Here is a 22620-nt window from a genome sequence, read left to right on the forward strand (position 1 = left end):
GTGGCGGGTGAATGGTTGCAAACAGGGCCGACAGAAAGAACAACATCAAACGGCTTGTCGCAGGGCGTTCATAGAATACCGCGATGCCCTTCCCTTTGATTCGGCCCTTGCGGCTGGCGACCTCGTCGCTGCTTTTGCTGCTGTGTGCGCTGGCGCACGCACAGCCCGCCCCCTCACCCGCTGCTGCCAACGCCCCGTCCACTCGCCCGGCGGGTAGTGCCCCTGTGGACGGCGCGGCGTCTACACCAGCCGCCGCACCCACAGCCGCCGATGCGGCCCTGCTGTCGCGCGATGCGCGGCGCATTTACGAGCTGTCGCGCGACAAGCTGGTGCAGATCCGCACGCTGCTGCGCAACGCCAACACGCAGGCGTCGATTGGCTCGGGCTTTTTTGTGTCGGCCGATGGGCTGATCGTCACCAACTTTCACGTGGCCAGCCAGCTGGCGCTGGAGCCCGAGCGCTACCGGGGCGTGTACGTGACGATGGAGGGGCAGGAGGGCGAGGTGGAGCTGCTGGCGTTTGACGTGCAGCGCGACCTGGCCGTGCTGCGCGCCAAAGGGCGCACGGCAGCGGCGCCGGTGCTGGGCTTTCGGCCCACCACCGACGCGCTGGCGCAAGGCGAGCGCATTTACTCGCTGGGCAACCCGCTGGACATCGGCTTTGCCGTGACCGAGGGCACCTACAACGGGCTGGTCAAGCGCAGCTTTTACCCGCGCATCTTTTTTGGCGGCGCGCTCAACCCCGGCATGAGCGGCGGCCCCGCCGTGGACGACGCAGGCCGGGTGTTGGGTGTGAACGTTGCCAAGCGGCTCGATGGTGAGCAGGTCAGCTTTTTGATCCCTGCCGAGTTTGCGCAGGCGCTGGTGCAGCGCGCAGCCAATGCCCAGCCCATCACGCAGGCCGCGCACGCCGAGATGACGCGGCAGCTGATGGAGCACCAGCAACTGCTGACGGACCGCTTTTTGAAAGCGCCGTTTCGCGAGCAGCGCCATGGCAACTACCGGCTGCCCGTGCCCGACGATGCGCTGGCGCGGTGCTGGGGATCGGGGCGTGACCCGGCCTTTCCGGGCCTGAACCTGGAGCGCACGCAGTGCCAGGCCGACAGCGATGTGGTGGCGGGCGACTTCAGCACCGGCGCGGTGCGCCTGTCCTACGAGGCCTACAACGCGCCCACGCTGGGCGCCGCCCGGTTTGCCCGCATGTACTCGCAAAGTTTTGCGAATGAGCGCCTGCCCACACGGGGCAACCGCCACCAGACGGCGGCCGAGTGCACCGAGCGGTTTGTGGACCCCGGCACCGTGCCGCTGCGTGCGGTGGTGTGCCTGTCGGCCTACCGCAAGCTGACCGGCCTGTACAACATGACGGTGCTGGCCACCTCGGTCAACCAGCCCACACGGGGCGTGCTGGGCCGCCTGGATGTGCAAGGCATTGCGTTTGACAACGGCATGAAGCTGGCCAGCCACTACCTCAAGGCCTTTCGCTGGGAGGCCGCACCATGAGCGCGATGCCAACCACTACCACCCTGGGGCTGATCGAGGCGTTTGACCGCCACGGCGCGCTGCTGGCGCGTGCGCCCATCACCCGCTGGCCCGTGACGGTGGGCCGCGCGCTGGACTGCGACCTGGTGCTGGACGACCCGTTTGTGGCGCCCCGGCACCTGCGCATTGACCGCGCGGTGGACGAGCCCCGCACCGTGCAGGTCGAGGTGCTGGAGACACGCAACGGCGCACGCCTGCAGCGCAAGCAGCATGCCCAGGGCGAACGCTTTGACTGGCCCGCGGGCATGCCCATCGACCTGGGCCACACCCACATCCACCTGCGCCTGGCCGATGCGCCCATTGCCGAGGAGCAGGCGCTGCCGCAGTTTCCGTGGCGCACCGTGGGCACCACGGCAGCGCTGGCGGTGCTGGTGCTGCTGGCCGGGCTGGGAGAGTCGTGGCTGGAGGCCCGCGACGCCGCGCAATACCTGAAGTCGCTGCCCCTGTTGCTGCTGACCACGCTGGCCGTGGTGGGGGCCTGGGCGGGTCTGTGGTCCGTGGCCAACAAGCTGTTTGGCAGCCAGCTGCGGTTCTGGCGCCACGTGCGCATCGCATGCGCCGCGGTGCTGGTGGCCGACGCGGTGCAGCTGCTGAGCTATCTGACGGCGTTCACGTTCTCGCTGGAGTCGTTATCGCGGTTTGCCCCGGTGCTGATGGTGCTGGTGCTGGCCGGCGCGCTGTACGCCCACCTGGCCACCGTGCTGCCCCGCCGCCGCGTGGGCCTGGCCTGGGCCATGGCGGCTGTGGTGCTGCTGGGCGTGCCGTCGTGGCTGGGCGCGCAGTGGCTCAACCGCATGCGGCTGGGCAACGAGCTGTACATGAGCAGCCTGTTCCCGCCCGCCCTGCGCGTGGCCCCTGCTGTGCCGGTGGACCAGTTCCTGCAAGACGCCGATGCGCTGCGCGGCAAGCTGGACCGGCGCCTGCGGGATGACGGGCTGGCGGACGAGGACGACGAGTAGGCGACCAGACGGCCTGCATCTACCCTGCCATTGCCCCATGCGCCGCCGCAAGCCCCACCACCACGTCTACGTGGTCGAGCTCTCTAAAGACGTGCTGCTGGAGCCGCGCTTTCGCAAGTGCAACCCCGGCTACATCGACGGCAAGCCCTGCGTGTACGTGGGCATGACGGGGCTGGACCCGGATGTGCGGTTTGACAAGCACAAGGCGGGCATCCAGGCCAACCGGTTTGTGACGCAGTACGGCCTGCGGCTGCTGCCGGACCTGTACGAGGGCTTCAACCCCATGACCTACGAGGAGGCCGTGGACCGGGAGATCGAGATCGGCATCGATCTGCGCTCGGCGGGGTTTGGCGTGTGGCAGGCGTGAGCGTGTGTTCAAAAGTCAGAGCCTGTTCAAAGTCTTGACTCCTTCGCGCATCCTTTAAGATTCCGCCCCGCTGTTTCAAACACTCACTTTTTTATAGCTGCTCGCGCATGATCTTCTAGCGCTTGCGGCCCATTTCACTTGAATTTGACCGCCATGAACTTCGCAGACCGCCTCAAGCAACTCCCTTCCGCCAGCCACCTCGCCGCCCTGCAACTGCTGGGCGCGGACGGCCAAGTGCAGGCCACCATCGAGAACAAGCCCGGCCAGACCGGGTCGCTGGTGGTGTATGCCGCGCTGGCGGCCCTGTATGGCGGGCAGATCACGCCTGCAGCCGCCAGCCTGGGGCTGGAGTGGTATGCGGAGCATGTGGCGGATGCGCGCGCCTTTCCGGGCAAGCACCCCAACATCGACCGGCTGCTGGCCTGGACGCAAGGCAGCGAGAGCTTTGGGGTACGCACCGTCGCAGTCTGAGCCAGCGCCGCAAAAAAAGTGGTGATGCAAAAGGCCGGTTGTCGAAAACGCACCGGCCCGTTCGTCGTAGAGGTGTGAACGCGTAAAAGCCCCAGGCCATTGACCGTCATGGTGTTGGAGCGCACGCTGTCATCCATCCACCCCGATTCCCGCAAGGAGACCCTGCATGACGAACCCCAACCCCTCCGCAGCCCCGACCGCCGCCACCGGCACCGTCACCCTGCACCGCGTGCTGCGCGCACCGGCCGAGCGCATCTACCGCGCGTTTCTGGATGCCGATGCCATGTGCAAATGGCTGCCACCCCATGGCTTTACCGGCCGGGTGCTGAGCCTGGACGCGCGCGTGGGCGGCAGCTACCGCATGCAGTTCACCAACCTGAGCAGCGGCGGCACGCACGCGTTTGGCGGCGACTATGTGGAGCTGGTGCCGGGCGAGCGCATCGTGCACACCGACCGGTTTGACGACCCGAACCTGCCCGGAGAGATGCGCACCACCATCCAGCTCAAAAAAGTGATGACGGGCACCGAGGTGTCCATCGTGCAGGCAGGCATCCCGGCGGTGATCCCGACCGAGATGTGCTACCTGGGCTGGCAGGAGTCGCTGCAGTTGCTAGCGCTGCTGGTGGAGCCGGAGATTCCTGGCGAGTAGCCCACAGGTCCACTGCGCCCGACCCAAGTCACTTCAAAGCCGTCACTTCAGCCACTTGTCTGCGGCCTGCTTGATGGTGCCCCGGCTGTCCACCAGGCCCCACACAAAGCCCATCACGCGCACGTAGTCGGCGTCGTCGGTGGGCAGCATGAAGCCCAGGTAGTTCTTGGGCGTGAGCGGCGCGTCCACAAACGCGGCGTGCAGGCGCGGGTCGGCCTTGGCGTAGTGCAGGGCTTCGTACGTTTCGGTGATCATCACGTCGCCCTTGCCCTCGGCGATCAGCGCGGGGATCTCGGCGTTCTTGTCGTGTGTTGTGACCTGGGCGGCCTTGAGGTTGGCCAGCACATAGGTTTCGTTGGTGCCGCCGGGGTTCTTGATGACGCGCACGGTGGGCTGGTTCATGGCGTCCACGCTGGTGTATTTGGCCTTGTCGGCCGCGCGCACCAGGGCCACTTTGCCGAACGGGGCGTAGCCGGGCAGCATGTCAAAAATGCGCATGCGGTTGACGTTGCGGGTGATGCCGCCCACGGCCACGTCAAACTTGTCGCCCTGCAGGTCCTTCACCAGGTTGGGCCAGGTGGTGGGCACGTATTCGATCTTCACGCCCAGCTCCTTGGCCATGGTTTCGATCACATCGATGTCGTGGCCGCTGTAGCCCGCGTCGGTCTTGATGGCAAACGGGCGGTAGTCGCCGGGCGTGCCCACGCGGATGACCTTGGCCTCCATGATCTTGTCGAGCCGGGGGCCCGCCTGCGCGGCCGGGCTGAAGGCGAGGCTGGCGACCACGGCGGCGGCTGCGGCAAGGGCCAGGGTTTTCTTGATGATCATGGGCAGGTTCTCCAGTAGGTCAGAAGATGGGACAAGAACAGGCATTTCCGTGGCCCGCAGCGAATGCGGACGCACAGGGGCTTGGGCCAGACACGTTACAACAAACGGCGCGCAGTACAAGGGCACATCGGCGGCCCACGGTCCGCATCGCGACACGTTGCGCCCTGCATGACGCAAAGCCCATGCCAGACGCGAGAGCACGGAGTTCGCCCGGCGCAGGCATGAGCGCCTGCAGCCACAAATTCTTCGGATGCTCTAATTTTTATAGCGCATTAGGCATATCCGTTCGGCGCCAGACATCCATCTGGCACCAAACTGGGTTACCCTGACCGGTTCTGCAACAAGGATTCGCCATGAAAAAACTCAACGTCACCATCCAGCTCGAAATGACCGTGCCCGACAACTGGGAGCTGGTCGATACCTCTGAGGGCACGCCGGTCATCAAGCTGCCCGATGGCAAGTTCATGGACATCGCCATCGAACCCCTGTTTGCCACAGACCCCGAAGACCTGTGGGCCAGTACCGAAGACGAAGACGTGCTGGACGACATCCTCGACATGGTGGACAGCGAAGCCGTGACCTACGAGTTCGTGACGCACTGATCCACAAGCACGGCGGAGATGCCCGCCAGGGCAAAAACTGCCCCGGTGGGGTACCGCAACGCCGCCGCGCATCCATCGCCGGAAACTACACTTTTGATAGCGCCTGGCGCATTATTCACCAGCGCCAGCGGCTGATTTCATTCAAACATCGTCATAGCTGCGACCGCATCCAGCCGGTCAAGGTCTCGTGCACTTTCTCGCGCAGCGGGCGGTCCTGCCAGGCCTCGTAGGTCACGCGGCGTGACCGCCGGATGTCGTCTTCAAACACCTGCGTCTGGCGCTGTGCAAAGGCGGCGTCGTACACGTTCAGGTTGGCCTCATCGTTCAGGCGGAACGAGCGGTTGTCAAAATTGGTGGAGCCCACGGACACCAGCAACTGGTCCACGATCATGACCTTGCAGTGGTACATGGTGGGCCCGTATTCGTAGATCTCGGCCCCGGCCTGCAGCAGCTCCCCCCAGGTGGCGCGGGACGCGGCTTTGACCGTTTCAGTGTCGGTGTGCTCGCCGGGGGTGACCAGGCGCACGCGCACGCCGCGTGCCAGGGCATCCATCAGCAGCTTGCGGGTCAGGTCGTCGGGCACAAAGTACGCCACCGACAGGTCGATGCTGCGCTCGGCCGCCGTGATGGCCAGGTGGTACATGAGCTGCATGCTCTCGCTGCCGCTTGATGGCGAGCTGGAGAACATCTGCGCCTTCTGCGCACCCGCCGGTGCAATGGCCGGAAAGTACGCCTCGCCATGCAGCACCTTGCCGGTGACCTTGAGCCAGTTGTCCAGAAACGTGGCCTGCATCTGCGCCACGGCGGGGCCGCGCACCAGGTAGTGCGAGTCGCGCCAGTGGTCGGGGTCTTGCGCGTGGCCCGTCCATGCCGGGGCAATGCCCACGCCGCCGGTAAAGCCCACCTGCCCGTCCACCACCAGCAGCTTGCGGTGGGTGCGGTTGTTCAGGCGGGCCAGGTTGTACCAGTGCGGTTTGTGGAACTTTTCAATCAACACCCCGGCCGCCTTCATCTCGGCCAGATAGCTTTCTTCCATCTTGGCACTGCCCACCCAGTCGAGCAGCACATGCACGGGCACACCGGCGCGGGCGCGCTCGCTCAGGGCGTCGGCAAACTGCTTGCCGATGTCGCCCGACCAGTAGATGTAGGTTTCGAAGGTGACGCTTTTCTGAGCGGATTTGATCGCGGCCAGCATGGGCGGAAAGATCTGGTCGCCGTTGAGCAGCTCCATCACCGCATTGCCGCCCACAATGCCCGGGCCCAGGAGACTGCCCAATGCGCGCTCGAACTGCGGGTGGGCGGCGCTGTACAGGCGCGGCAACTGTTGCTGCACTTTTTTCTCGCCCGCCGTGAAGTTGAGTGCCAACAAGACAAGGGCCCCCGTGGCCAGGGCCGTGAGCAAGACAGTGAGCATGGTGGAACGGCGGCGAGGGGCGGCGGGTGGCATGGCGCGATGGTAGGTGCCGGCATGCAGGCGCGATGTAGGCGGACGCCGCCAACACCGGGGGCACAATCGCCCTTGTCTGCCGCGACAGCGGGGCGCTTTGCATCCGTACCAGCCCCTCGCGCAGCCACTTTGTTTTTGTTCATGCCTTCCTCTGCCGTGTCTGAATCTGCCCGCCCTGCTCCCGCCCGCCCCGCCCTCTCCGTCACCCGCCGCAGCGCCTTGATCGGCGCGGCGGGCCTGCTCGTGCAGCCTGCCCTGGTGGCCCCTTTGCATGCCAAGCCTGTGCCACCCGCGCCCACGGTGTGGCCCCAGGCGCTGCAGGTGCCGGGCGGCGTGGCACGGCTGTCGCTGGGCCTGGCGGCCACGCGGCCGGTGGCGCAGGTGCGCCAGGGCGAGGTGGATGTGCCGCTGCGGGTGGTGGGCGATGCCATCGAGTGGACGGCCATCGTGGGCATACCGCTGGCGGCAGCGCCGGGCGATGCCTTCATCAGCGTGCTGCCCGAGGGCGGCGGCAGCCCGCGCCTGGTGCACTACAGCGTGGCCCCCAAGCAATACAAGGAGCAGCACCTGAAGGTGTCGCCCCGCACGGTGGACCTCTCGCCCGAGGACCAGGCCCGCTACGAGCGCGAGCGTGACCACCAGGCCCAGGTGATAGCCACCTTCACCGAGCAGCCCGCCGGCGTGGCGCTGGCATCGCTGCGCATGCGCGTGCCCGTGCCGGGGCGGCGGTCCAGCTCGTTCGGGCTGCGCCGCGTGTTCAACGGCCAGCCGCGCAATCCCCACAGCGGCATGGACATTGCCGCCACCACCGGCACACCCATCGTGGCGCCGCTGCCGGGCCGGGTGATTGACGTGGGCGACTACTTCTTCAACGGCGGCACGGTGTGGCTGGACCACGGCCAGGGCCTGCTCACCATGTACTGCCACCTGAGCAGCATGGAGGTGCGTGTGGGCGATGTGCTGCAGGCGGGCGACGCGTTCTGCAAGGTGGGCGCCACCGGCCGCGTGACCGGCCCGCACCTGCACTGGGGCGTGATGCTGAACCGCACCATGGTGGACCCGGCGCTGTTCGTGCCGGCCTGATGGCGCAGGGCTTCATTACTATGCATTTGATAGCACCCAGTGTATATTGCACTAGCGCATCCGGCCCTTTTTGCTTGAAACCGACCCCATGACCCCGCGCCTGATCCGTTTCAACAAACCGTACGGCGTGCTGAGCCAGTTCACGCCCGAGGGCAAGTGGCAGGGCCTGAAGGACTACATCGACCTGCCCGGCGTGTACGTGGCCGGGCGGCTTGACGCCGACAGCGAAGGGCTGCTGCTGCTGACCAACGACGGCAAGCAACAGGCCCGCATTGCCGACCCGCGCTTCAAAATGGAGAAGACCTACTGGGTGCAGGTGGAGGGCATCCCCAATGAGGCTGCGCTGGCCGCGCTGCGCAGCGGCGTGGTGCTGAACGACGGCCCCACCCTGCCCGCCCGCGCACGGCTGCTGGAGCCCGCCCCTGCGGTGTGGGACCGCACCCCGCCCATCCGCGAGCGCAAGGCCATCCCCACCGCGTGGATCGAACTCATCATTCGCGAAGGCCGCAACCGCCAGGTGCGCCGCATGACGGCCGCCGTGGGCTACCCCACGCTGCGGCTCATCCGGGCGGCCATCGGGCCCTACACGCTGGACGGGCTGGCGCCGGGCACCTGGGCGGATTGAGCCGGCAGGCGTGCGGGGTCTACGCAGCCACCGCCTGCATGCGCCGCGACAGGGCTGACCCACGCGCACGCAAAAAGGCCCGCAAGCCCTCGGCATAGTCCGCACCCACGGCCTGCTGCACCGAAGGGCGTGCCGCCAACGCGGCGCGCCACTGCTGCACCAGCGGCAAACCTTGCCAGAGCCCCGGGTCATCCATGCCCGGCAAGGTGTCGATGACGTCGAAGTACCGGAACACCGGGCCGAACACCGCGTCCACCATGCCAAAGTCCGGCCCGGCAAAGTACGGCCCCGGCACGCTGCGCTGGCCCAGGGCCTCTTCGATCTGCACAAAACGGCTGCGCAGGTCTTGCGCGCGGGCCTGCAGCGTGGCCTCGTCCGGCGCGGCGTAGAAGCCGCCGATGGTGTTCAGCACCGCAGAGCCAAACTCCATCCACGCGCGGTGGCGTGCGCGCTGCAGCGGATCTGGCGGATGCAGCACGGGCATGGCCACCTCGTCCAGGTATTCGCAGATCACGGCCGACTCGAACAGGCTCTGACCGCGCACCTGCAGGACCGGAGTCTTGCCCAGCGGCGAGATTGCCAGGAACCAGTCGGGCTTGCGGGCCAGGTCGATGGTGCGGCGCTCGAACGCCAGGCCCTTTTCGTGCAGCACGATGGCCACGCGCTGCACATAGGGGCATAGCGCGTGCGAGACCAGAGTGAGCGCAGCGGGCGCTGTGGTCTGGGCCATCACGACAGCAACCCCTCAGCCCGCAGCGCAGCCTGCACCTGCGGGCGGGCCGCCACGCGTGCCATCCAGGCCTGCAGGTGCGGGTAGGCAGTGAGCGGGATGCCCAGCAGGTGCGACCAGTTGACGATGGTGAAGCCATACGCGTCGGCCACGCTGTAGCCGCCTGCCAGAAAATCGCTGCGCGACAGCACGGCCTCCATCTCGGCAAAACGCACGGCCAGCTTGGCCTTGACGGCCTGGCGCGTGGAGTCGGCCGTCTCCTTGTGCCACAGCCAGGGGCTGAAGCCCTTGTGCAGTTCGGTGCTGACGAAGGTGAGCCACTCCAGCACGGCCAGCCGCTCGCTGGAGCCGGGCTGGCCGATGAGTGCGCGCGCCGGGTCCAGGTCGGCCACGTACTGCAGCAGCGCCGCTGCTTCGGTGTGGCGCGACTGGTCGGCCAGCTCCAGCAGGGGCACATAGCCGCGCGGGGAGATGTCGAGGTAGTTGGCGCCGGTCTCGGTGGTGTGGTGCACCAGGTCCACCTTGACCAGATCGAACGCAACGCCGACCTCGCGCAGGGCAATGTGGACGGCGAGCGAGCAGGCACCGGGGGCGTAGTAGAGCTTCATGGGAACGGGGCTTTCTGTAAAAACGGTTGGAATATGTCGCCCCTTGGCAGCCACAGACACCCATCGGTACACGGCAAGGCCCGGCGACAGGCAGAATCTATGCTTGCAACAACGCAAACAAAATAAGCATCCATGAAATCAACCGTTGCATCAGCGCAATACCAACTGGGCGCGGCCGAGCTGGAAGTGCTGCTGGCCATGGTGCGCACCGGCACCCTGGCGGCCGCCGGTGAGCGGCTGGGTGTGGATGCGTCCACGGTGTTCCGCGCCATCCAGCGCATCGAACGGGGGCTGGGCCAGTCGCTGTTCGACCGGTCGCGCGCCGGCTACCGCCCCTCGGAACTGGCCCAGGCATTGGCCGAACAGGCCGAGCGGGTGGAAGCCGCCCTGGAGGCCGCGCGCTCTGCCGCACAGGCGCAGCCCGAACAGGTGTCGGGCACGGTGCGCATCTCCACCACCGACACCATCCTGCACGGCCTCATCGCCCCGGCCCTGCAAATGCTGCAGCCCCGGCACCCGGCCCTGGTGTACGAGCTGCACGCCGGCAACGAGCTGGTGAGCCTGACGCGGCGCGACACCGACATCGCGGTGCGCGCGACCAAGCGCCCGCCACAGCACCTGGTGGGGCGGCAGCTGGGCATGATCCGCTCGGCCCTGTACGCAGGCACCGCCAGCACCCTGGCCCTGTCGGATGTGGAGGCGGGCCGCGCCGCCTGGATTGCGCCCGACGACGCCCTGCCCGACCACCCCTCGGTGCGCTGGCGCAAGAAGCAATACCCCAGGGCGCAGCCCACCTACCGCGTCAACAGCCTGCTCACGGTGATGGAACTGGTGGCCCTGGGCATGGGCGTGGGGGTGCTGCCCCTCTTTCTGGCCCAGGGCCGCAGCGACCTGCGCCCGCTCACGGGCGCGCTGGCCGACGGCGAAACCGAGCTGTGGCTGCTGACCCACCCGGAGTCGCGGCACCTGCGGCGCATTGCAGCGGTGTACGGGCATCTGGCGGAGACGGTGCAGCTGCCCTGAGCGCCCCTGGGCATCAGCCGGGCAAGGCGTCGCCGAACACCTCCAGCGCCGTGCCATGCAACGCGCGCAGCATGTCCACCGGGTCTACCGCCTGCGCCACGGCCAGTGCGCCGCTGTGGGCGTAGGCAGGCGCCAGCAGGCGCTGGGCCACCTCGACCACGATGGGCGCCGTCACGGCATAGATATCCTGCCCGCGCACGCCGGCGGTGCGGGTCTGGCCACCTTGCACCAGTTGCACCATGAGCTCGAAGCGCTGCGCAGAGCGTCCGCTGTCGTCCGTGGCCGTGGGCGGCGGGGTGCCGGTGTCGCGGATGTCCTGCAGCGCCGAGCGGTTGAGCAGCGAGCGGATGTGGCCCACCGGCAGGTGGTGGGCGATGGTGATGACCTCGCTGAACGGGATCTCCACCATGGCCTGGCTGCCCAGGGGCGCGGCAAACGCCCAGCCTGGCACATGCTCGGAAGGCACCAGCGGCACCAGGCGCCCTTGGGCCACCACCTGGCGCGGCACGGTGTTGCGCTCGCCTGTCTTGCGCGTGCCGGCGGTGGGCCACCAGCGGTCCAGCCCGATCGCCACAGTGATCTCGTCGATGGTGCCGGCCCTGGCCAGCGCGCTGGCCAGCAGGTCGGCCAGACCGCCATAGAAGGCGGCGGCCGGAATCACCACCTTGCCCGCAGCGCGGGCCGGAGCATCGAAATCGGCCAGGCTGGCCTGCGCACTCGCCTGCTCGGCCGTCACATCGATGTAGTGGCAGCCTGCCCGCAGCGCGGCCTGCGCCACCGGGGCAGCCGTGTCGAGAAAGGGGCCCGCGCAGTTGATGACCACGGCGCAGCCGGCAAACGCCTGTTCCAGGCTCGTGGGGTCGGCCAGATCGGCGATGCGCCGGGTCACGCCAGGGGTAAACACCTCGTCCAGCCGGGCGGCGCTGCGCCCCACGGCCACCACGGGCAGCCCGCGGCGCTGTGCTTCCTGCACGACAAATTGGCCGGTGTGGCCGGTGGCGCCGTAAACGGCGATGGGGCGGTGTTGTTGCGGGTTCATGGTCATCCTTTGCGTTGGGCGGGTGGTTGAAATTAACGATACAGACCTGTCTGTTTTTTGAAGATTACAGACAGGTCTGTATCATGTCAAGCATGCGCACCACAAATTCACGTTCCACCAGGGGCCTCTCCCCCACCGGCGGCCCGGCCGCTTTGGCCGAGCCCGCCGCCGATGTCCGCAGCCGCATCCTCGACACCGCGTCCCGGCTGTTCTATGAACGCGGCGTGCGCGCCGTGGGCGTGGACCTGGTCGTGCTGGAAGCCGCCGTGGCCAAGACCAGCCTGTACCGCTACTTCCCCACCAAGGACGACCTCATCGTGGCCTTCCTGGAGCGGGAAGACGTCGAGTTCTGGGACCAATGGGACAGCGTGGCGGCCCAGTTCGCCGACGACCCCGCCGGGGAACTGGAGGCTCACATGCGCTGGATTGGCGAGCGCCTGGCCCGCTCCAACTACCGGGGCTGCCCCCAGATCAACGTGGCCGCTGAATTTGCCGAGCAGGACCACCCTGCACGGCACGTGGCCCAGCGGCACATGCAGGCGCTGCGGGGCCGCCTGCACGAAATCGCGGTGCGGTTGAAGGCACCCCGCCCCGAGCAGCTGGCCGCCCAGCTCGCGGTGGTGGTGAACGGCGCATTCGTGAGCGCCGGACTGCTCAGCGCCGAAGAAGCCACCGGCGTGCTGGTAGCTGCCGTGCAGGCCCTGCAGGCCGGTGCCCGTAGCCCGGGCTAACCCCGGCCTGACATCTGCTGCCAGGCCGTTGTCAGCAGCCCCTCTCTACAGTGACCGTGCCCCACCGTGCCCGCTGCACCTGCACCGGGCCAGAGCACCTACCCACCCTCAGAGAGGAGCCCCACCATGCCCCCACAAGGCAACCACCCCCGCCCCGGCAAAACCCAGTTCTATGGCGCATCCAGCCTCGACGGTTTCCTCGCCACGCCTGACCATGACCTCCACTGGCTGCTGCAATTTGGCGAGATCGAGGGCTCCAGCTACCCCGCGTTCATCCGCGACGTGGGTGCGCTGGCGATGGGATCGCACACCTACGAATGGATGCTGAAACATGCCATCGATGCGGGCCAGCCCTGGCCTTACACGCCGCCGACCTGGGTGTTCAGTGCACGCACGCTGCGCGGCATTGAAGGCGCGGATGTGCGCTTTGTGCGTGGCGATGTGCGGCCCGTGCACCAGGCCATGGTGCAGGCTGCAGCAGGGCGCAATGTGTGGGTCGTAGGTGGGGGTGATCTGGTGGGGCAGTTTTACGATGCGGGCCTGCTGGACGAGCTGATCGTGCAGATCGCCCCCGTCACGCTGGGCGCAGGCACGCCGCTGTTGCCGCGCCAGATCATGCGCCCCCCGCTGCAGCTCAAGTCAGTGACCACGCTGGGCGGCATTTTTGCGGAGCTGCGGTACCTGGTCCCCCGTTGAGCAGGCTAGCCCGCGCGGGTCACCCGCAGGTTCTGCTGACCCGCCGCGTCATGCCAGCGGCACCATCTTGCTCACGGGGTGCGACAGCACCAAGGCGGTAGACACGCTGCCAAACGCCGCCAGGGCATCCACCACGCGCTCCAGGTCTGCCGGCTGTCCAAATGCGCAGCGCACCACAAAGCAGTCCTCTCCCGTCACGCGCACGGCGTCCAGCACCTCGGGCATGGTCTGAAACAGCTGCACGTAGCGCTGAATGTGTTCGTGCGTGGTGCGCACCCGCACCACGGCCTGCAAGCCCAGGCCAGCGGCAGCCAGGTCGATGCGGGCCTGGTAGCCCACGATCACACCGGCGTCTTCGAGTTTCTTGACGCGCTCGCTCATCGCAGGCTGCGACAGACCGATCTGCTTGCCCAAGGCAGACAGGCTCTGGCGAGCGTCGGCCTGCAGGGCCATGAGGATCTGTCGGTCTTTTTTGTCCAGCTCCACGGTGCAATGCTCCCTTTGCGATGACTTCAAGGTTTGGAGGGCCACTTTCCGATGATGCCCCCTGCCCATCCACAGGCGCTGCACCTATCGTTGGCAGGCAGTGACACCACTGCTTTTTTTGACCTGAAGGAATTTTGACGATGAGACCTGTTTTGCTTGTTCCCGGCATCTACAACTCCGGCCCCCGCCACTGGCAATCATTGTGGCAAACCCAGCACACGGGCGTGGTGCGGGTGGAGCAGGCCGATTGGGCACACCCGCAATGCGACGCCTGGATGCAGGCCATTGACGCGGCCATCACCGCAGCAGGCCAGCCCCCCATCGTGGTGGCCCACAGCCTGGGTTGCCTGGCACTGGCGCGGTGGGCTGCCAGCGCGTTGACCGCTGTGCATGCCCTGCTGCTGGTGGCCGTGCCAGACCCCGATGGGCCCGATTTTCCACCGGATGCCAAAGGCTTCACGCCCGTGCCTGCGGCGCTGACCGCCCCGGGTCAGCCCGCGCGGCAGACCCTGCTGGTGAGCAGCAGCGACGATCCGTATTCCACTGCATCCTTCTCGGCCCATTGCGCAGCCGCCTGGGGTGCCCAGCAGGTGGACCTGGGGGCCAAGGGGCATATCAATGCCGACAGCGGCCTGGGCGACTGGCCCGAAGGATGGGCCTGGGTACAACGCTGGCGCGCCGCCTGATAAAGCACCGGCGGGAAGTGGGCCGAGAGACGAGCGAAAAAGCCGGGTACGCCCCCGGCCGCTCAGTCCACCAGCGCCTGATCGATGACCAGGTAGCGTTTGACCAGATCAAAAAAGCTGTCGTAGAAGGTGTCCTTGGCAATGGTCTCGCTGCCCACCTTGACCAGGGACTCGCTGCTGGATGAGAACGGCAGCGACACCGAGCCGATGGCGCCCACACCCACGCTGGCCGAGTTGTTGGTCTTGCGCAATGCGTAGGTGTCCTGGGTGGCCGTCACAAAGCCCAGGCTGACCTTGCCGTCGTTGGCCTCGGGCACACACACCACGCGCACCACCATCTGCAGGTGCGACTCGGGCTCGGGCTGGAAGCTCTTCTTGCCTTCCACCAGGTCGGCCGCGCTGGACGAGATGACGTAGCCCTGGCTGAGCAGCGCGCGGCGCGAGGCTTCACACGTCTGGGCCGGCGTGGCATCGAACAGGCGCGAGTACGTGGCGACCGAGCCAAAGTTCTCCTGCACGCCAAACGTCTTGGCCCCTGTGCCGGCACAGCCTGCCATGACCAAAGTCGCGCCACAGGCCAGGGCCACTGCAGCGGTGCGCAGGGGCGATGGTTGGGGGGCATGGGATTCTGTGGACCAGGGGAAACGCAAAACCGGGACTCCTTGGGGGTGGTCGGCTATCGCCGACGATAACAAGCGCGAAGCAAACGCGACGCGAGCGCATTGGACAATGCACCCCATTGTCACAGCGCCTGGGGTGTCTGACGGCAGTAACCGCTCCCGGTTCCCCAGATTCTTCAAGCCATGCACACCACGGCGTGGTCACACCTTGAAGCAAAGCAGACCTGTGGCCCGCCAGGTGCTACGCAGGGCGGCGGCATGCGCATGCCCCCATACCAGCCCTTGTTGTGTCATCGTCATCACGCAGCACACCGCTATACTATTAATAGCTACAAAAGCATGCTGTTGTAGCGCACCCAGCCAAATCGCTCCATTTTTGCAAGAAACACTGGCGCCAGTGCCTGCAAACACACACCCAAGCTCCCTGTGCCCCTCGCTTCCCTGTTTTGCCTGGTCGTTGCCATCAGCGACGGCGACACCCTCACTGCCCGCTGCGGGCCACCTGGTGCCTACCAGCAGGTGAAGGTGCGCATCGCCGCCATCGATGCGCCCGAGTCGCGGCAGGCGTTCGGGCAGAAGTCGCGGCAGCACCTGGCACAGCTGTGCTTTCGACAACGGGCCACGCTACAACCCATGGATGAGGACAGCTACGGCCGCATGGTGGCGCAGGTGCGTTGTGGTGGCACCGATGTCGCCACGGCACAGGTGCGCGCAGGCATGGCCTGGGTGTACACGCCCTACGCCAGCCCCTACCCGCACCTGGCGCCCTTGCAGCGCTCTGCACAGGCACAGCATGCGGGCCTGTGGTCCCAGAAGCGGCCTTTGGCGCCCTGGGACTACCGGCACCGGCAGCGCCGTTGATTCGCCAGTGAAACGGCGCGCACCACCGCCTCGCTGACGATCCTGAGCGGAAGGCGATCAGTTGCGCAGCAAGGCCAGCACGCCCTGGGGCATCTGGTTGGCCTGCACTACCATGGCGTTTCCAGCCTGCTGCAGAATCTGTTGGCGCGCCAGCGAAGCGGTTTCCACTGCGAAGTCCGTGTCCACCACGCGCGCGCGACTGGCCGACAGGTTTTCGCTGCTGACCTGCAGATTGCCGATGGTGGCCTCCAGGCGCGAGGCCTGGGCGCCCAGCACGGCGCGCTGGCTGCTCACATAGTCCAGCGCGCGGTCCACCGCCACGATGGCCTGTGCGGGCGACACCGTGACGTCCAGCGTGTTGCGCAGGCCCAGCGCACCCAGGCTGATCACGCCCACCCGTGTCTCCAGCGTCTGGTTGGCGTTGGCGCCGACCTGGAACACCTTGGTGCTCACGGCCCCGGCGTTCTTGGCAATCGTTTCGTACGACTCGGTGAACCCCTCCAGCACATCCTGGCCGGAGCGGCTGCCCATGTTGGGAATGGCGGCCTTGGCATTGCGCGCGGCGCCGCCGTCCACATCCAGCCCGCCGATCGCCCCCGTGTCGTCGTTGTTCAGGTCAAAGGTGCCGATGAACGCGGCGCCGTTGGTGGCGAACTGGCTTTTGACATCGGCCGCGTTGGTAAACACGCCGTGCGAGGCATTGGCGATGGCGGTGTCGAGGGTGGCGCCCGGGTTGGCGTTCATGTAGGTCAGCACGTCCTTGACCCCTGTGCCCCCCGCCGCCTTGATGCGGTCATGCATGTAGCGCACCGCTGAATAGCTGGACGAGTAGAACTCGCTGGTGTTGGTGGGGCCATTGATGGCGGCCACCACGCCTGCCGTGGTCACTGCAGCGATGTCGTTCTTGACCCGCTCATCCGCCCCCTGGATGAACTCCGCCGTGCCTTCGATGAACCACAGGTTGCCGGCCTGCAGGTTCTGCCAGTTGGTGCTGCGGGCCATCACGGCGTGCACCATCTCGTGGCCGATGATGCGGTCGTTGTAGTACGGCGCGTTGCCGCCGTTGGGCAGGTTGGGGGGCACAAAGTCGGCCATGTCCACCTGCAACACCAGACTCAGTCCCCGGCCGTTGGCGTCATAGCCCGTGTTTTGCACATAGGCAGCCACCCCGCCGGCGCCGTCGGTGTAGCCGGTGTAGCGGATATCGAGCTTGGCACCATCGGCCTTGAGGCCGTAGTAAGTGCGGATGAGCTGTTCGCTGCTTTCCAGCCAGCTGCCCGCGCTGGTCAAGCCGTCGTACACGCCCAGCAGGTTTTCATCGCCCACCACGCTCGCGCTGGAGGTGTCGAACACGTTCATGCCATTGAACTGGGTGGTGCGGCCGGTGCGGTCAATCTCCTGCGCAAGGCGCGAGACCTCTGCCTGAATGGCCTCCCGGTCGGAGGCACTGTTGGTGTCATTGGCCGCCTGCACGGCCAGTTCGCGGATGCGCTGCAGGCTGGCAGCCACGCCCTGCAGGGCCCCCTCGGCCGTCTGCATCAGCGACAAGCCGTCGTTGGCGTTGCGCACCGCCTGGTTCATGCCCCGGACCTGGGAGGTAAAACGTTCGGAGATGGCCAGGCCCGCCGCGTCGTCCTTGGCAGTGTTGATGCGCAGGCCCGAAGACAGGCGCTGCACGGTCGTCGCCAGGTCGCCCAGTGCATTGCCGAGCCGGCGCTGCGCATTCAGCGACATCACATTGGTGTTGATCGTCAACGCCATGGCTCGACCATTGGTCTCCAGGGGGTGAATGGGCGCAGCGCACAAGCGCCACGGGCGGAGCGGGCCTGCTTTTCAGGGCCTCTGTCGTCTTTTCGGCAGGTCGGCAGAGAACCTGAGGCCCGGACCCACCGCCTGGGCGCCGGGCTTTACCCCGCCTTCACAGCGCGCCCGCGCCGAGGGCGCTAGCATCAGGGTTCTCCCCAGGTCCGCGCAGCCCTGGGCCGCCTCTCTGCTCCCACGCCTTGTCCATGCCCGTTCCCGAGCCCACTTCGCCCGTTCCCTCCGCCAGCGACGCCCAGAGCGTCTATCGCCACAACGGTTTTGTCTCCTTTCTGGTCGCCCGCGTGGTGGCCGTCATCGCCACCCAGGTACAGGCGGTGGTGGTGGCCTGGCAGGTGTACGACCTGACGCGGCAGCCGCTCGCGCTGGCCTATGTGGGGCTGGCGCAGTTTCTGCCCATGCTGGCTTTGTTGCTGCCCGCGGGCGACCTGATCGACCGCTTTGACCGCAAGCGCATCCTGGCGATCGCCTGGTCGGTGGGCGGCCTGTGCAGCGCCCTGCTCTGGTGGCTGTCTGGCCACGGCAGCAGTGGGGTGGCGGGCATTTATGCCGTGCTGGTGCTGTATGGCTGTGCCCGCGCGTTCTCGGGCCCGGCCATGCAGAGCCTGTTGCCACAGATCGTGCCCCGTGCACAACTGGCCCAGGCCATCGCCGCCAACAGCATGCTGATGCGTGTGGCCAGCATTGGCGGGCCGCTGCTGGGCGGGCTGCTGTATGCGCTGGGCGGCGGAGAGCTGACCTATGCCATCTGCTGCGCGTGTTTTGTGCTCGGGGTGGCCCTGCTGCTGCGCGTGGTGGTGGCCCATGCCACGGCACCCGGCCCCGCGCAAGGCACGATGTTCGAGCGCTTTGGCGCGGGTATCACCTTCATCCGCACGCGGCCCATCATCCTGGGCACCATCTCGCTGGACCTGTTTGCCGTGCTGCTGGGCGGCGTGGTGGCGCTGCTGCCGATCTATGCGCAAGAGGTGCTGCATGTAGGCCCGGCGGGCCTGGGTGCGCTGCGCAGTGCCATGGCTGTGGGCGAGGTCAGCGCCGGGCTGTACCTGAGCATGCGGCCCTTCAACCGCCAAGTGGGCCGCACCATGTTCATCGCGGTGGCGGTGTTTGGTGTGGCCAACCTGGTGTTTGCGCTGTCCACACTGTTCTGGCTGTCGTTTGCGGCGCTGCTGGTGGCGGGCGGGGCCGATATGGTGAGCGTTTACATCCGGGGCGCTCTGGTGCAGTTCTCCACGCCCGACACCATGCGCGGGCGGGTGAATGCGGTGAACATGCTGTTCATCGGCTCGTCCAACGAACTGGGCGAATTCCGCGCTGGCACCAGCGCCGCATGGCTGGGCGTAGTGCCCGCCGCCCTCGTGGGCGGCCTGTGCACGCTGGGGGTGGTGGGTGGCTGGATGATGGCGTTCCAGACCCTGCGCAAGGTAGACCGTTTTGAGGAGGCCGCGCAGGCCACGGGCGCAGCGCCATAGCACCGAGAACCTGTTCTCAGGCGATCATGTCTAGGGGTTTGGAGATACCCCTCGATAAATCCTCCCTGGCGTTTGTGTCGCGCAGGTAAAACCCGCCGTGCGGGCTTGCATGCGGGTGGTGGCAGCGGCACCATGCGGACAGCCATTGGCTAGCTGCCCGCGAGGCCCCATGACCCCCACTAACCCACTGCACCTCCACCGCCGCACCCTGCTGCTCGGCCTGGCGGGCTGCGCCGTCTTTGGCGCCCCCCTTGCCACACAAGCCGCGCCCCCCGCAGCCGCAGTGCCCCACACAACAGGCCCGGGCACCTGGAGCGCGGCCGACGAACCCACCCTGGCCCGCCTGCTGGACCGCGTGACCTGGGGCTGCACCGCCCAGGGCACGCAAGCGCTGGGCGGCTTGGGCATCAGCGCGTATCTGGCTGCGCAACTGCGCCCAGGTGTCCACACCGCACTGCCCCGCGAAGCCCAGGCGCAGATCGACGCCATGGCCATCTCGCGCACCCCCATCGAGGCGCTGGCGGCCGACATGGAAGCCCGCAACCGCGCCGCCAAGGCCCAACCCACCGAGGACGAGCGCAAGGCCGCGCTCAAGGCCTGGCAGCAGGACATGCGCGCCCTGCAGCAGGAGGCTGCCGCCCGGTTTGTGCTGCGCGCGCTGTATTCGCCCAGCCAGTTGCGCGAGAAGATGACCTGGTTCTGGATGAACCACTTCAACGTGTTTGCAGGCAAGGGCAACCTGCGCGCCCTGGTGGGCGACTACGAAGAGCATGCGGTGCGCCCCCACGCGCTGGGCCGCTTTCGCGACCTGCTGGGTGCCACCGTGCGCCACCCGGCCATGCTGCGCTATCTGGACAACGCGCAGAACGCCGCAGGCCGCATCAACGAAAACTACGCGCGCGAGCTGATGGAGCTGCACACGCTGGGCGTGGACGGTGGCTACAGCCAGCAGGACGTGCAGGAGCTGGCCCGCGTGCTGACCGGCGTGGGCGTGTCGCAGCGGCCGCCGGGCGACGAGCCCCCGCGCATGCGACCCGCATTGCTTCGCCACTACGTGCGCGAGGGATTGTTTGAATTCAACCCGCAGCGGCATGACTGGGACCCCAAAACACTGCTCGGCCAGCCGCTTCGCGCCCAAGGCCTGGCCGAGGTGGACGAAGCGCTGGACCGCCTGGCCCGTGCGCCTGCCACCGCGCGCTTCATCACCCGCAAGATCGCTCTCTTTCTGGTGGGCGACAACCCGCCCCCCGCACTGCTGCAGACACTGGCCCGCAGCTTTGAGCGCACGGACGGCGACATTGCGGCAGTGCTGGAAACGCTGTTCCACACACCAGAGTTCCGTGCGTCCCTGGGCCAGCGTTTTCGGGACCCGGTGCACTACGCACTGGCGGGCCTGCGCATGGCCCACGGCGATGCCGTGCTGCCCAACACCGACCCTGCGCTGGCGTGGCTGCAACGGCTGGCCGAGCCTTTGTATGGCCGTGTCACGCCCGATGGCTACCCGCTGGACTCCGCGACATGGTCAGGCTCGGGGCAGATGAGCACGCGCTTTGAGATGGCGCGGGCCTTGGGTGCAGGCGCCATGGCCGCCCCACCAGCGAGCGATGACGCGGCACCCCGCGCCGCGCCGCGCACGCCCCCGGCCCTGGCGCAGACCGCCTACGTGCGTACGCTGGAGCCCACGTGGTCCCCAGCCACGCGCGGTGCATTGGCACAGGCCACCTCACCGCGCGAATGGAACCTGCTGTTCCTCGCATCCCCTGAGTTCATGCACGGATGAGGAGAGGAGATGGAGCACATCCTCTTGAGTCGGTTCGCGCCTTCCCCCTTCTCTCGATTGGCTTCGCCCTTCGGGAAGGGGGACGCAGCCCGTGCGGCGGGGCGGCCCTTGCACGGCTGCCACGGCTTTGACCGCGACGCGCCTGCGCAGCAGCCGATGATGGGTTCGGGCGCCATTGAATAGGTTGAAAGGACAGCCCCATGCTTTGTAGACGGCACCTTCTCCAGGCCCTGGGCGCCGGCGCACTCGGCACGGGCCTGGGCGTGCACAGCGCCAGCGTGCTCGCAGCACCCCGCGCGCAGGACGCGCGCTTTCTGCTGGTGTTCTTGCGCGGTGGCTACGACTGCGCCAGCCTGCTCGTGCCCACAGCCAGCAGCTACTACTACGAGACGCGGCCCAACATCGCCATCGCCCGGCCGGGGCAGGAGGGCGGCGCCCTGCCGCTCACGCCCGACTGGGGCCTGCACCCGGCACTGGCTGAATCGATGCTGCCGCTTTACCAGCAGCGCCAGCTGGCGTTTGTACCGTTTGCAGGCACGGACGATCTCTCGCGCAGCCACTTCGACACCCAGGACAGCATTGAGCTGGGCCAGCCCCTGGGCGGGCGGCGCGACTACCGATCGGGCTTTCTGAACCGGCTGGTGGCCGAGCTGAACCCGCGCGCCGACAGTGCCCCGGTGGCGCTGCAGCCGATGGCGTTCACCAGCACCCTGCCCCTGGTGCTGCGCGGGGCGGTGGATGTGCCCAACACCGCACTGAGCGCAGGCGCGGGGCGCGGTGGTGTGGATGCGCGGCAGGCCGAACTCATCGCCTCCATGTACCGGGGCACACCGCTGGCCACGCCCGTGAACGAAGGCTTTGCCACCCGCGATGAGGTCGCCCGCACCATGCAGGGCGAGATGGAAGCCGCCAGCCGCAATGCGCTGAGTACCAAGGGCTTTGAGGGCACGGCCCGGCGCATGGCGCGGCTCATGCAGTCGCGCTACCAGCTCGGCTTTGTGGACGTGGGCGGCTGGGACACCCATGTGGGCCAGGGCGCCGCCACCGGCACGCTGGCCAACCGCCTGGAGGAACTGGGCCGGGGCCTGGCAGGCTTTGCCGACGAGATGGGCCCCGCGTGGAAGTCCACCGTGGTGGTGGTCATCAGCGAGTTTGGCCGCACCTTCCGCGAGAACGGCAACCGGGGCACGGACCATGGCCACGGCACGGTGTTCTGGGTGCTGGGCGGCGGGGTGAATGGCGGCCGCATTGCGGGCGAGCAGCAGGCGCTGACCGCCACCACGCTGTTCCAGAACCGTGACTACCCCGTGCTCAACGACTACCGCAGTGTGTTGGGGGGATTGTTCGCCCGCATGTACGGGCTGAACGCGGCGGCCGTGGCGCGGGTGTTTCCAGGGACCCAGGGGGCCGACCTGCGGCTGGTTTAGCCGCGCTGGCGCGCCATATCATTCACTATATTTTTGATAGCTACTCAGGCATGTGGATGTAGCGCTACAGG

The 22620-nt window shown here is 67.3% G+C and carries 24 protein-coding genes; 16 read left to right on the top strand and 8 right to left on the bottom strand.

Going from position 1 to position 22620, the window contains the following annotated elements:
- The first annotated feature begins 83 nt into the window (after positions 1–83).
- The 5 genes from ASC83_RS16375 (at position 84) to ASC83_RS16395 (ending at position 3984) form a co-directional block, all read left to right on the top strand.
- Positions 84–1499: a serine protease gene (locus ASC83_RS16375; RefSeq protein ID WP_056064721.1), complete on the top strand. Its 1416-nt coding sequence runs from the start codon at positions 84–86 to the stop codon at positions 1497–1499.
- Positions 1496–2497, top strand: coding sequence for an FHA domain-containing protein (locus tag ASC83_RS16380; RefSeq protein ID WP_056064724.1), 1002 nt, complete (start codon positions 1496–1498; stop codon positions 2495–2497). Before ASC83_RS16375 ends, ASC83_RS16380 begins: the two co-directional genes overlap by 4 nt.
- Before the next feature lie 37 nt (positions 2498–2534).
- Positions 2535–2864, top strand: a complete 330-nt coding sequence (locus tag ASC83_RS16385; protein WP_015014990.1) for a hypothetical protein — start codon at positions 2535–2537, stop codon at positions 2862–2864.
- 153 nt (positions 2865–3017) lie between these two features.
- Positions 3018–3335 (top strand): DUF2322 family protein, encoded by a 318-nt coding sequence (locus tag ASC83_RS16390; protein WP_056064727.1) that lies wholly within the window; start codon positions 3018–3020, stop codon positions 3333–3335.
- A 166-nt stretch (positions 3336–3501) separates the two neighbouring features.
- The gene (locus ASC83_RS16395; RefSeq protein ID WP_056064731.1) at positions 3502–3984 is read left to right on the top strand and encodes an SRPBCC family protein; all 483 of its coding nucleotides are present in this window, start codon (positions 3502–3504) and stop codon (positions 3982–3984) included.
- Positions 3985–4026: 42 nt separating this feature from the next.
- On the opposite strand, the gene ASC83_RS16400 is transcribed toward ASC83_RS16395, so the two are convergent.
- Positions 4027–4812, bottom strand: a complete 786-nt coding sequence (locus tag ASC83_RS16400) for a transporter substrate-binding domain-containing protein (protein ID WP_200938946.1) — start codon at positions 4810–4812, stop codon at positions 4027–4029.
- 353 nt (positions 4813–5165) lie between these two features.
- Here ASC83_RS16400 and ASC83_RS16405 point away from each other — a divergent pair, with 353 nt between their 5' ends.
- The gene (locus tag ASC83_RS16405; protein WP_056064732.1) at positions 5166–5414 is read left to right on the top strand and encodes a hypothetical protein; all 249 of its coding nucleotides are present in this window, start codon (positions 5166–5168) and stop codon (positions 5412–5414) included.
- A gap of 151 nt (positions 5415–5565) precedes the next feature.
- On the opposite strand, the gene ASC83_RS16410 is transcribed toward ASC83_RS16405, so the two are convergent.
- On the bottom strand, positions 5566–6828 hold the full coding sequence (locus tag ASC83_RS16410; protein WP_056064737.1) for a phosphatidylserine/phosphatidylglycerophosphate/cardiolipin synthase family protein: 1263 nt from the start codon (positions 6826–6828) through the stop codon (positions 5566–5568).
- A gap of 174 nt (positions 6829–7002) precedes the next feature.
- Between ASC83_RS16410 and ASC83_RS16415 the strand changes: the two genes are divergently transcribed.
- Complete coding sequence (locus ASC83_RS16415) at positions 7003–7944, top strand: M23 family metallopeptidase (protein WP_056065170.1); 942 nt, start codon at positions 7003–7005, stop codon at positions 7942–7944.
- An 88-nt stretch (positions 7945–8032) separates the two neighbouring features.
- Positions 8033–8569 (top strand): pseudouridine synthase, encoded by a 537-nt coding sequence (locus tag ASC83_RS16420; protein WP_156379528.1) that lies wholly within the window; start codon positions 8033–8035, stop codon positions 8567–8569.
- A gap of 19 nt (positions 8570–8588) precedes the next feature.
- On the opposite strand, the gene ASC83_RS16425 is transcribed toward ASC83_RS16420, so the two are convergent.
- Positions 8589–9299, bottom strand: a complete 711-nt coding sequence (locus tag ASC83_RS16425; protein WP_056064743.1) for a glutathione S-transferase family protein — start codon at positions 9297–9299, stop codon at positions 8589–8591.
- Complete coding sequence (gene gstA / locus ASC83_RS16430; RefSeq protein ID WP_056064746.1) at positions 9299–9907, bottom strand: glutathione transferase GstA; 609 nt, start codon at positions 9905–9907, stop codon at positions 9299–9301. The genes ASC83_RS16425 and gstA overlap by 1 nt, the downstream gene beginning before the upstream one ends.
- 132 nt (positions 9908–10039) lie before the next feature.
- On the opposite strand from gstA, the gene ASC83_RS16435 reads away from it, so the two are divergent.
- Positions 10040–10930 carry a LysR family transcriptional regulator gene (locus ASC83_RS16435; RefSeq protein ID WP_056064749.1) on the top strand — a complete coding sequence of 297 codons (891 nt, stop codon included), beginning with the start codon at positions 10040–10042 and terminating at the stop codon, positions 10928–10930.
- A gap of 13 nt (positions 10931–10943) precedes the next feature.
- Here ASC83_RS16435 and ASC83_RS16440 read toward each other — a convergent pair whose 3' ends face one another.
- Positions 10944–11969 (bottom strand): trans-acting enoyl reductase family protein, encoded by a 1026-nt coding sequence (locus tag ASC83_RS16440; protein ID WP_156379529.1) that lies wholly within the window; start codon positions 11967–11969, stop codon positions 10944–10946.
- Positions 11970–12061: 92 nt separating this feature from the next.
- Between ASC83_RS16440 and ASC83_RS16445 the strand changes: the two genes are divergently transcribed.
- The gene (locus ASC83_RS16445) at positions 12062–12700 is read left to right on the top strand and encodes a TetR/AcrR family transcriptional regulator (protein WP_082522484.1); all 639 of its coding nucleotides are present in this window, start codon (positions 12062–12064) and stop codon (positions 12698–12700) included.
- 126 nt (positions 12701–12826) lie between these two features.
- A complete protein-coding gene (locus ASC83_RS16450) occupies positions 12827–13396 on the top strand; it encodes a dihydrofolate reductase family protein (RefSeq protein WP_056064757.1) in 570 nt (189 codons plus the stop codon).
- Between the two features lie 48 nt (positions 13397–13444).
- Here ASC83_RS16450 and ASC83_RS16455 read toward each other — a convergent pair whose 3' ends face one another.
- A complete protein-coding gene (locus ASC83_RS16455; protein ID WP_056064760.1) occupies positions 13445–13882 on the bottom strand; it encodes an Lrp/AsnC family transcriptional regulator in 438 nt (145 codons plus the stop codon).
- A 140-nt stretch (positions 13883–14022) separates the two neighbouring features.
- Between ASC83_RS16455 and ASC83_RS16460 the strand changes: the two genes are divergently transcribed.
- A complete protein-coding gene (locus ASC83_RS16460; protein ID WP_056064763.1) occupies positions 14023–14568 on the top strand; it encodes an alpha/beta hydrolase in 546 nt (181 codons plus the stop codon).
- A 62-nt stretch (positions 14569–14630) separates the two neighbouring features.
- On the opposite strand, the gene ASC83_RS16465 is transcribed toward ASC83_RS16460, so the two are convergent.
- Positions 14631–15125, bottom strand: a complete 495-nt coding sequence (locus ASC83_RS16465; RefSeq protein ID WP_082522506.1) for a DUF2242 domain-containing protein — start codon at positions 15123–15125, stop codon at positions 14631–14633.
- Positions 15126–15614: 489 nt separating this feature from the next.
- Here ASC83_RS16465 and ASC83_RS16470 point away from each other — a divergent pair, with 489 nt between their 5' ends.
- Complete coding sequence (locus tag ASC83_RS16470) at positions 15615–16049, top strand: thermonuclease family protein (protein WP_056064766.1); 435 nt, start codon at positions 15615–15617, stop codon at positions 16047–16049.
- A 57-nt stretch (positions 16050–16106) separates the two neighbouring features.
- Here ASC83_RS16470 and ASC83_RS16475 read toward each other — a convergent pair whose 3' ends face one another.
- Positions 16107–17810 (bottom strand): flagellinolysin, encoded by a 1704-nt coding sequence (locus ASC83_RS16475; RefSeq protein ID WP_056064769.1) that lies wholly within the window; start codon positions 17808–17810, stop codon positions 16107–16109.
- Positions 17811–18058: 248 nt separating this feature from the next.
- Between ASC83_RS16475 and ASC83_RS16480 the strand changes: the two genes are divergently transcribed.
- From ASC83_RS16480 to ASC83_RS16490, 3 genes are all read left to right on the top strand, one after another.
- A complete protein-coding gene (locus ASC83_RS16480; protein WP_056064773.1) occupies positions 18059–19342 on the top strand; it encodes an MFS transporter in 1284 nt (427 codons plus the stop codon).
- Positions 19343–19511: 169 nt separating this feature from the next.
- Positions 19512–21122 (top strand): DUF1800 domain-containing protein, encoded by a 1611-nt coding sequence (locus tag ASC83_RS16485; RefSeq protein ID WP_056064777.1) that lies wholly within the window; start codon positions 19512–19514, stop codon positions 21120–21122.
- A gap of 200 nt (positions 21123–21322) precedes the next feature.
- Positions 21323–22549 (top strand): DUF1501 domain-containing protein, encoded by a 1227-nt coding sequence (locus ASC83_RS16490; protein ID WP_056064780.1) that lies wholly within the window; start codon positions 21323–21325, stop codon positions 22547–22549.
- Positions 22550–22620 lie beyond the last annotated feature (71 nt).

This window comes from Acidovorax sp. Root402, assembly GCF_001425125.1.
Taxonomy (GTDB): domain Bacteria; phylum Pseudomonadota; class Gammaproteobacteria; order Burkholderiales; family Burkholderiaceae_C; genus Acidovorax; species Acidovorax delafieldii.

What these genes read in the sequence shown, in the direction of transcription:
- ASC83_RS16440 (WP_156379529.1), bottom strand. Translation starts at nt 11,969, where the DNA reads ATGAACCCGCAACAACACCGCCCCATCGCCGTTTACGGCGCCACCGGC.
- ASC83_RS16385 (WP_015014990.1), top strand. Translation starts at nt 2,535, where the DNA reads ATGCGCCGCCGCAAGCCCCACCACCACGTCTACGTGGTCGAGCTCTCT.
- ASC83_RS16400 (WP_200938946.1), bottom strand. Translation starts at nt 4,812, where the DNA reads ATGATCATCAAGAAAACCCTGGCCCTTGCCGCAGCCGCCGCCGTGGTC.
- ASC83_RS16485 (WP_056064777.1), top strand. Translation starts at nt 19,512, where the DNA reads ATGACCCCCACTAACCCACTGCACCTCCACCGCCGCACCCTGCTGCTC.
- ASC83_RS16450 (WP_056064757.1), top strand. Translation starts at nt 12,827, where the DNA reads ATGCCCCCACAAGGCAACCACCCCCGCCCCGGCAAAACCCAGTTCTAT.
- ASC83_RS16465 (WP_082522506.1), bottom strand. Translation starts at nt 15,125, where the DNA reads ATGGCAGGCTGTGCCGGCACAGGGGCCAAGACGTTTGGCGTGCAGGAG.
- ASC83_RS16490 (WP_056064780.1), top strand. Translation starts at nt 21,323, where the DNA reads ATGCTTTGTAGACGGCACCTTCTCCAGGCCCTGGGCGCCGGCGCACTC.
- ASC83_RS16425 (WP_056064743.1), bottom strand. Translation starts at nt 9,299, where the DNA reads ATGGCCCAGACCACAGCGCCCGCTGCGCTCACTCTGGTCTCGCACGCG.
- ASC83_RS16375 (WP_056064721.1), top strand. Translation starts at nt 84, where the DNA reads ATGCCCTTCCCTTTGATTCGGCCCTTGCGGCTGGCGACCTCGTCGCTG.
- ASC83_RS16380 (WP_056064724.1), top strand. Translation starts at nt 1,496, where the DNA reads ATGAGCGCGATGCCAACCACTACCACCCTGGGGCTGATCGAGGCGTTT.
- ASC83_RS16405 (WP_056064732.1), top strand. Translation starts at nt 5,166, where the DNA reads ATGAAAAAACTCAACGTCACCATCCAGCTCGAAATGACCGTGCCCGAC.
- ASC83_RS16480 (WP_056064773.1), top strand. Translation starts at nt 18,059, where the DNA reads ATGCCCGTTCCCGAGCCCACTTCGCCCGTTCCCTCCGCCAGCGACGCC.
- ASC83_RS16435 (WP_056064749.1), top strand. Translation starts at nt 10,040, where the DNA reads ATGAAATCAACCGTTGCATCAGCGCAATACCAACTGGGCGCGGCCGAG.
- ASC83_RS16460 (WP_056064763.1), top strand. Translation starts at nt 14,023, where the DNA reads ATGAGACCTGTTTTGCTTGTTCCCGGCATCTACAACTCCGGCCCCCGC.
- ASC83_RS16395 (WP_056064731.1), top strand. Translation starts at nt 3,502, where the DNA reads ATGACGAACCCCAACCCCTCCGCAGCCCCGACCGCCGCCACCGGCACC.
- ASC83_RS16410 (WP_056064737.1), bottom strand. Translation starts at nt 6,828, where the DNA reads ATGCTCACTGTCTTGCTCACGGCCCTGGCCACGGGGGCCCTTGTCTTG.
- ASC83_RS16390 (WP_056064727.1), top strand. Translation starts at nt 3,018, where the DNA reads ATGAACTTCGCAGACCGCCTCAAGCAACTCCCTTCCGCCAGCCACCTC.
- ASC83_RS16445 (WP_082522484.1), top strand. Translation starts at nt 12,062, where the DNA reads ATGCGCACCACAAATTCACGTTCCACCAGGGGCCTCTCCCCCACCGGC.
- ASC83_RS16475 (WP_056064769.1), bottom strand. Translation starts at nt 17,810, where the DNA reads ATGGCGTTGACGATCAACACCAATGTGATGTCGCTGAATGCGCAGCGC.
- gstA (WP_056064746.1), bottom strand. Translation starts at nt 9,907, where the DNA reads ATGAAGCTCTACTACGCCCCCGGTGCCTGCTCGCTCGCCGTCCACATT.
- ASC83_RS16415 (WP_056065170.1), top strand. Translation starts at nt 7,003, where the DNA reads ATGCCTTCCTCTGCCGTGTCTGAATCTGCCCGCCCTGCTCCCGCCCGC.
- ASC83_RS16420 (WP_156379528.1), top strand. Translation starts at nt 8,033, where the DNA reads ATGACCCCGCGCCTGATCCGTTTCAACAAACCGTACGGCGTGCTGAGC.